This window comes from Microcoleus sp. BR0-C5 (assembly GCF_036705045.1).
In the GTDB taxonomy this organism is placed as follows: Bacteria; Cyanobacteriota; Cyanobacteriia; order Cyanobacteriales; family Microcoleaceae; genus Microcoleus.
Map to the genome: position 1 here is coordinate 1 of NZ_JAUBTR010000134.1, position 7,757 is coordinate 7,757.

At 48.1% G+C, this 7,757-nt stretch carries 7 protein-coding genes; 4 read left to right on the forward strand and 3 right to left on the reverse strand.

The genetic code is table 11. The annotated features are described in order from the left end of the window. The first annotated feature begins 123 nt into the window (after positions 1–123). Positions 124–492: a hypothetical protein gene (locus QUB08_RS30760; RefSeq protein ID WP_333229948.1), complete on the forward strand. Its 369-nt coding sequence runs from the start codon at positions 124–126 to the stop codon at positions 490–492. A 100-nt stretch (positions 493–592) separates the two neighbouring features. Here the strand turns inward: QUB08_RS30760 and QUB08_RS30765 are convergent, their stop codons facing one another. Beyond that, on the reverse strand, positions 593–826 hold the full coding sequence (locus QUB08_RS30765; protein WP_333229950.1) for a hypothetical protein: 234 nt from the start codon (positions 824–826) through the stop codon (positions 593–595). Then, positions 814–2,055: a leucine-rich repeat domain-containing protein gene (locus QUB08_RS30770; protein WP_333229952.1), complete on the reverse strand. Its 1,242-nt coding sequence runs from the start codon at positions 2,053–2,055 to the stop codon at positions 814–816. Before QUB08_RS30770 ends, QUB08_RS30765 begins: the two co-directional genes overlap by 13 nt. Positions 2,056–2,340: 285 nt before the next feature. On the opposite strand from QUB08_RS30770, the gene QUB08_RS30775 reads away from it, so the two are divergent. The 3 genes from QUB08_RS30775 (at position 2,341) to QUB08_RS30785 (ending at position 6,335) form a co-directional block, all read left to right on the forward strand. Further along, complete coding sequence (locus QUB08_RS30775; protein ID WP_333229954.1) at positions 2,341–4,278, forward strand: long-chain fatty acid--CoA ligase; 1,938 nt, start codon at positions 2,341–2,343, stop codon at positions 4,276–4,278. A 144-nt stretch (positions 4,279–4,422) separates the two neighbouring features. Further along, positions 4,423–4,863: a YlqD family protein gene (locus QUB08_RS30780; protein ID WP_333229956.1), complete on the forward strand. Its 441-nt coding sequence runs from the start codon at positions 4,423–4,425 to the stop codon at positions 4,861–4,863. Between the two features lie 173 nt (positions 4,864–5,036). Then, on the forward strand, positions 5,037–6,335 hold the full coding sequence (locus tag QUB08_RS30785; protein WP_333156759.1) for a dihydrolipoamide acetyltransferase family protein: 1,299 nt from the start codon (positions 5,037–5,039) through the stop codon (positions 6,333–6,335). A gap of 336 nt (positions 6,336–6,671) precedes the next feature. Here the strand turns inward: QUB08_RS30785 and QUB08_RS30790 are convergent, their stop codons facing one another. Then, complete coding sequence (locus tag QUB08_RS30790; protein ID WP_333229958.1) at positions 6,672–7,691, reverse strand: DUF3370 domain-containing protein; 1,020 nt, start codon at positions 7,689–7,691, stop codon at positions 6,672–6,674. Between the last annotated feature and the right edge of the window lie 66 nt (positions 7,692–7,757).

Consider the following 7,757-nt stretch of genomic DNA (forward strand, 5'->3'; position numbering starts at 1 on the left):
ACCGAAACATACACCTCTTCATATTCACTCATTTATTTATTATACATCGCTGATGTTATTTAATTCTCATTCCTTAGTCGCCTGAGTACCGAGTGGGGAGCTACTTCTGTTTATTTATGGTTGATGGTACACTCAACAGGAGCGTTGCAACAGGCAATTTCCCAGCCTTTACAGGATGAGATCAATCATTTGGCTAAGTTTTGGGGTTTCAGCCGCTGGGCATTCTCCCAGAGTTATTTTAATCAACTGAAAGGCTCTACCAAAAACCTGATTGCTTTGCTGAAACACCATCAGATTGAACGCACGCACGGCAATGATGTGTTTAATACTTCACTCAGTCTCAAACAGCTTTCTTTGGTGGTGGAATTGACTTTTACATTCACGCGAGTGATGGTGCGGCTGCGGCGCTGGAACCGCGAACTCAGTCGCAGTTATCTCAGACATTTGTTTGGCACTGCGCCGATGGTTGAGGCACCGCGCAAGGTCGCTTAAATAGAACTTATGCGGAGCAATTTTTACACTATTTGTGGGGATAAGGTGCGGTGTGCTTCGCCCTACAGATAGTGTGTGTGGGTAAGTCCTGTTAACAAAATTAAACCCGAATTGCAAAATTAAACGATCGCACTTCAGAGACAATTGAAATTAAAAGGTAGTATAAATTATGCAAATTACGATCGCCCTTCCCGACAATCTCCCCCTGACTGAAGCCGATGTGCCGATAGAATTGGCGATCGTACTTTACCAGCACCACAGCCATCGCGACTAAAGCATTTAAGTGCGATCGGGCATCATTTTCAAGTTTTATGGTTTGGGTTATGGTTCCCACTTACAGATAGACTCTGGTTTGAGAGGGCAGGTTTTGGGAGCGATCGGATTGCCATTGAGGTCGAGATATGTCAGGTTAGTCAAGGATGCTAGCGGTTTGATCTCGCTGATTTGATTATTGCTGAGGTCGAGATATGTCAGGTTAGTCAAGGATGCTAGCGGTTTGATCTCGCTGATTTGATTATTGCTGAGGTCGAGATATGTCAGGTTAGTCAAGGATGCTAGCGGTTTGATCTCGCCGATCTGATTGCCTCTGAGGATGAGCTTCGTCAGGTTAGTCAATGATGCTAGCGGTTTGATATCGCCGCTCTGATTTCCTTCGAGGCTGAGTTCAGTCAGGTTAGTCAAGGATACTAGCGGTTTGATCTCGCCGCTCTGATTTCCCTTGAGCCAGAGCTTCGTCAGGTTAGTCAAGGATGCTAGCGGTTTGATCTCGCCGATCCGATCGCCACTGAGCCACAGCAAAGTCAGTTTCGTCAAAGATGCTAGCGGTTTGATGTCGCCGATTTGATTTCCGATGAGCCTGAGATCCATCAGGTGAGTCAAGGATGCTAGCGGTTTGATGTCGCCGATCTGATTATTGATGAGGTCGAGTTCAGTCAGGTGAGTCAAGGATGCTAGCGGTTTGATGTCGCCGATTTGATTTCCTTGGAGGACGAGCTGTGTCAGGTGAGTCAAGGATGCTAGCGGTTTGATGTCGCTGATTTCATTGAAGGTGAGGTTGAGCACAGTCAGGTTAGTCAAGGATACTAGCGGTTTGATGTCGCCGATTTTATTGCCATCAAGGTGGAGCAAAGTCAGGTTAGTCAAGGATGCTAGCGGTTTGATGTCGCTGATTTGATTGTAGCTGAGGTAGAGATTGGTCAGGTTAGTCAAGGATACTAGCGGTTTGATGTCGCCGATTTCATTGAAGGCGAGGGCGAGCTGTGTCAGGTTAGTCAAGGATGCTAGCGGTTTGATATCGCCGATCCCCTGGTGGTTGAGGTAGAGCTCCGTGAGACTAGAAAGTTTCCGATCGGCCGCATCGCAATCATTAGTCCCCGCTTCCTTCAACAGCACATCAACGGTATATTTGGTTTCAGGACTCAAATCAGCTTTTTGGCGACACCAATCAGCAAATGTTCGTCTACTATTTTCTGGTTGCGTCTGTGCAACTTTGGCTCCAAGTACATTTCCACATGATGCCACGATCGCACTCAAAGCAACTACTATCAACTTTCGTAAATTCATATATTTCTGTTTAACTTTGTTTGCTAAATGGATAATTGTGCATCAAATACCAAAGAAACCGGGTTTTTGATCGATATTAAAGGCTGCGATCGAACATTTTTGCAAAAAAGCCGGTTTCTGCCTCAGCCCGATCGATGAAAAGATAACAACAACTAATAAAAAATAGCCTCTCTCAGGTACAGACAGGTATGCAAACTGTCCCGGTTCGATCGCCCCCCTTCAGATATAAATTAATAATAGATTCACAAACAACACTTTAATCTCACACAAATCGCAAAAATCCTTATGAACAACACATCGTATCAACTGACCGATCGCGATCGCGCGAACCTCAGCAAGCTAATCGATTACAGTTCCATTCGATCGATACCCGAAATTTGGGCGATCGTCAAACAAAAATTCGGTCAAACCGTCGCCCTCCACGACCCCCACAGCCAGCCAGAAGTCAAACTCACCTACACCGACCTCTACCAGCAAATCCAGCAATTCGCCGCCGGCCTCCAAGCCCTCGGCATCGAACCAAATCCAGGAGAAGCAGTCCCTCCCCGCGTCGCCCTCTTCGCCGACAACAGTCCCCGCTGGCTGATAGCCGACCAAGGTATCATGATGGCCGGGGCCGCCAACGTGGTTCGAGGCGCCACCGCCGACCCTCAAGAACTCCTGTACATCATCCAAGACAGCGGCAGCACCGCCTTGGTAGTCGAAAACCTGGCATTACTGAAAAAACTGCAACACCGCCTCCCTGATTTGCCCATTCAACTCATCGTCCTCCTCTCCGACGAAGAACCGGAAACCAGCCAAACCCTAAGCACAGTCAAATTTTCCCAAGTGATGACCACAGGGGCAAACCGTCCCCTCAAACCCACCAACCACAAGCCTCAAACCCTCGCCACCCTCCTCTACACCAGCGGCACCACCGGCAAACCCAAAGGCGTCATGCTGACTCACGGCAACCTGCTGCACCAACTCAACACCTTGGGCACAATTCTCCAGCCCGAAGGCGGCGACGGCGTCCTCAGCATTCTGCCCAGTTGGCACGCCTACGAACGCAGCGTCGAATACTTCCTGCTTTCCCAAGGATGCACGCAAATTTACACCAATATTCGCTATTTCAAACAAGACTTTAAAACTTACAAACCCCAGTACATGGTCAGCGTTCCGCGCATCTGGGAATCGATTTATGAGGCCGTACAAAAGCAATTTCGGGAACAGCCACCTAACAAACAAAAATTGGTGGATTTCCTGTTATCGGCCAGCCAGCAATACATCGAGAACCGCCGCATTTTCCAAGGATTAACTCTCAGTTTGAAACCGGCTTCTGCTTCCGAAAAACTAATCGCCCGCACCAAAAGCATTCTGTTGTCGCCCGTGCACGCCCTCGCCGAAAAACTGGTTTACCAAAAAGTCAGGGAAGCTACAGGGGGACGCTTAAAATGGGCGATTAGCGGTGGCGGTTCTTTGGCCGCGCATATAGACAATTTCTTTGAAATAGCGAATATCGGTTTGTTAGTGGGATATGGTTTAACCGAAACTGCGCCGGTTTTAACTGTGCGCCGCCCTTGGCACAATCTTAAAGGTTCCGCAGGACAGCCGATCGCCCATACGGAAATTAAAATAGTAGACCCAGAAACCAGACAGCAACTGCCCACAGGCCAGCGCGGCTTGGTATTGGCGCGGGGGCCGCAAATTATGGCAGGTTATTATCTTAATCCCCAAGCGACTGCCAAGGCGATCGACTCAAACGGCTGGTTCGACACCGGCGACTTGGGCTGGCTGACACCGGGAAACGACTTAATCTTGACCGGGCGGGCCAAAGATACGATCGTCCTCACCAACGGCGAAAACATCGAACCCCAGCCGATAGAAGACGCCTGCCTCCGCAGCCCCTACATCGACCAAATTATGCTAGTAGGTCAAGACCAGAAATCCGTCGGCGCCTTAATTGTCCCCAATGCAGAAGCCGTGCAGAAATGGGCAGAAACTCAGAATCCCCCATTACACGAAATTGACTGGAATAGCAAGACAATTCAAGATTTATTCCGCAAAGAATTGAACCGAGAGGTGCAAAATCGCCCTGGATACCGCGCGGACGATCGCATCGGCCCGTTCCGGTTGATTCAGGAGCCATTTTCGATGGAAAATGGAATGTTGACCCAGACCCTGAAAATTAAGCGCCCGGTTGTGACGCAACACTACCGCGATATGATTGACGGGATGTTTTGAAATATTCGCTGGACTTGGGGAATGGAAAAGAAAAAATTATCCCAACACCCGAGTCCCGAATCCGAGTCCTCAGTCCTGGGCCATTAGTTCATGTTTACCAACTAATGACTAATGCCTAATTCCTAATTGACAAGCAACAACTTTATGGAACCACAATTACTCTTGAAGCGATCGATTAACGTTAAAGTCGTCGTTACTCCCCGCTGGAAAGAAGAAGCTCAACAGCAACTCCAAGCCCAAATCAACCAAATAGACTCTCAGCTACAACAGTTAGAAATGCAAGGGCAGCGGATGATTTCAGAAATCAAACAGCAAAATCTACAGCCCCCAGGCCCGCAAGTACAGCAGCAAATAGAAAACATTCAAGTGCAGGTGAATCAAAGAAAAAGCGAACTGCTAGAACAGAAAAACCAAAACCTGCAACAGCTTCAGCAAGTGCAGGTGCTAGACCTAGAACAAGAAGTGAGTCAAGGTCAAATTGACGGCACGTTCACTGTCGGGGTCGGAGAAAACTTGATTCAAAAAATGCAAGTAGAAATTCTCCTCCGCGACGGCATAGTCGAAGAAATTCGAGGTGAGATTTAGAAATTGGTAAGTGGTAATTGGCGATCGGTAATTGGCAATTGATTTTGAGTCAACAGTCACACATCAAGAATGCGAGACACTGGCATAATAATAAGTATTGCCGGTGGCAGATCGCCAATTATCAATTGCCAAATACCGATTACCTATTACCAACACAAAAGGACTTTTTACAGATGATTCGCGAAGTTTTCATGCCAGCCCTGAGTTCGACAATGACAGAGGGCAAAATTGTTTCCTGGGTCAAATCAGCCGGAGACAAAGTAGAAAAAGGCGAAACGGTGGTGGTTGTTGAATCCGACAAAGCCGACATGGACGTGGAGTCTTTCTACGAAGGCTATTTAGCAATAATTATCGTACCTGCAGGCGAAGTTGCTCCGGTGGGGGCGGCGATCGCCCTCGTAGCAGAAACAGAAGCCGAAATCGCCGCAGCTCAGCAGCAAGGAGCCGCCGCCCCAAGCGCCGCCGCCCCGGCTCCCAGCCCCGCTCCTGTGAGCGCAGCTACATCCTCAGCAGGTTTGCAGCAAAATGTCAGTCGCCAAAACGGCCGCAGCATCGTTTCTCCCCGCGCTCGCAAATTAGCCAAAGAGTTTAAAGTAGATTTGAATTCTATCAAAGGCAGCGGGCCCAACGGTCGCATTGTCGCAGAGGATGTGGAAGCAGCAGCAGGCAAAGCTCAACCAGCTCCGGTTCAGCAAGCGGTAACAGTCCCCGCAGCACCCGCACCCGCAGCACCCACCCCCGCCGCAGCGCCCGCCGCAGCCAAACCCGTACCCACACCAGTCCCAGCGATCGCACTTTCGGGCCAAAAAGTACCGATGAATGCGCTGCAAAATGCGGTGGTGCGGAATATGGAAGCAAGTTTGAGCGTGCCGTCTTTCCGCGTGGGTTACACAATTACTACTGATAATCTGGACAAACTCTACAAACAAATTAAGTCGAAGGGCGTCACGATGACGGCTATGCTGGCGAAGGCTGTAGCTGTAACTTTACAAAAACATCCTCTGCTGAATGCTTCTTATGTGGAGTCGGGAATTCAATACCGCGCTGATATTAATGTGGCGGTAGCGGTGGCGATGGATGGCGGCGGTTTGATTACGCCGGTGCTGCAAAATGCCGATCGCCTGGATATTTATTCGCTCTCCCGCACTTGGAAGGATTTAGTCGATCGCGCCCGCACCAAGCAGTTGAAGCCTGATGAATACAGCACGGGAACTTTTACTCTTTCCAATCTGGGAATGTTTGGAGTAGACAAGTTTGACGCGATTTTGCCGCCGAATCAAGGCTCGATTTTGGCGATCGGTTCTTCGCGGCCGCAAGTAGTGGCTAATGAAGATGGTTTGATGGGAGTGAAGCGGCAAATGCAGGTGAATATTACTTGCGATCACCGGATTATTTACGGTGCTGATGCTGCATCTTTCTTGCAAGATTTAGCGAAATTGATTGAGACAAATCCTCAGTCTTTGACGCTTTAATTAGTTGGCTGTTGACTGTTGACTGTTGACTGTTGAAAGGGGTATGGTGCGTCAGTTTAGTAATTGTCAATCATCACTCAAAATCTAATTCTGACGCACCATTTATTCCCAGCCTGTGTCAGTTGTGAGATTCTGAGTATAAGAGCGAAAACGAGAAAGCCAAAAGCGAAAATCTCATGCTTCTGACGCATCCTACTTCTTAGTATCATTCGGCTCGCGAGCGGAGACGCTCGCACTCGAATATCATTCCGATGCTAGCGGATTTGATGGCAACTAACAACTAATGACTAATGACTAATGACTAATGTCAACTGTCAACTGTCAACTGTCAACTGACTAATTACTCGATCGCACAGTCAAAACTTGCGGTGGCGTCGCATCCGGCGGATACAAGAAATCCACCTGCACCAAACGGCGTTCCCCCGGCTTCATATTCACATTCACCAAAGGTTCCCCCTGCTGTCCCCGGCGCTGCACGATGTGAATGTAGCGTGTCAAAGTCTTGCCCGTATCATCATTAAACATCACCCGCACCGTACCTCGGAAAAATATCCGATTTTCGGGAGGATCATAAAACATCAATCCCCCCGATTCTGTATTTGCTTTAATCGGTGTTTGCATTTTAATGCTAACAGATTGGGATTCACGAGATTTGTTATAAAGCGGAAAAGTTAAGTTGTATTGAATCCCATAATTACCGTGAGCAAAATAAGCAGTATCGGGGTAGCGAGCTAACATTTTAGCACTTTGAATTTGACCAGTTCCAAAAGTACCCGTATCAGTAGTGCTCAGAGCATAGGAAAATGACTCGCCGCGTTTGGGAATAGTTAAATAATCGGTTCTTGAATTGTCCGTAATTTTAGCTTGCCACTGGGAACCTTCAGCTACTCCCGCCACGCGGCCATAAATTTTTTGCACCGGATTTTCGCCTCTCGGAGTTGGTGCTAAATCTCTGGGGCCCGCTAAACCTTTGGTATTTAAAATATTTTCCCACTCTTCTAAAGTCGGATCTTGCTCGACTCGTCCTTGACTTTTAGGAGCAAACATGGCTAATGATGCTACATAAACCGAATTGCTGCTTGACATTCGCATCAAGGTCGATCGACCATTGGAAGAAGGCGTGACATTCCCCACAGGTATCGGCAAATTCATCAGCATTCGGCTCTCATTCGCCGGAATCTCGATCGCAGCCGGCAAAATGCTTTGTCTGTATCCCCGCAGCACATCGCTCGTGATGCGGCTTCCAGGCCCCGCAAACACAGTGCCTAATCTATTTTCTAAATACGAGGGTAAATCGACAAACAAAGCATCTGGTCGAGTTAAATAGGTCGCTCCTTGCAATACATTTAAACCCACATTCCGCAGGTCTTTAAATAGAATTGATGGTTATAAAATTTAAAAATTCAAGCCTGAAGAGATTAC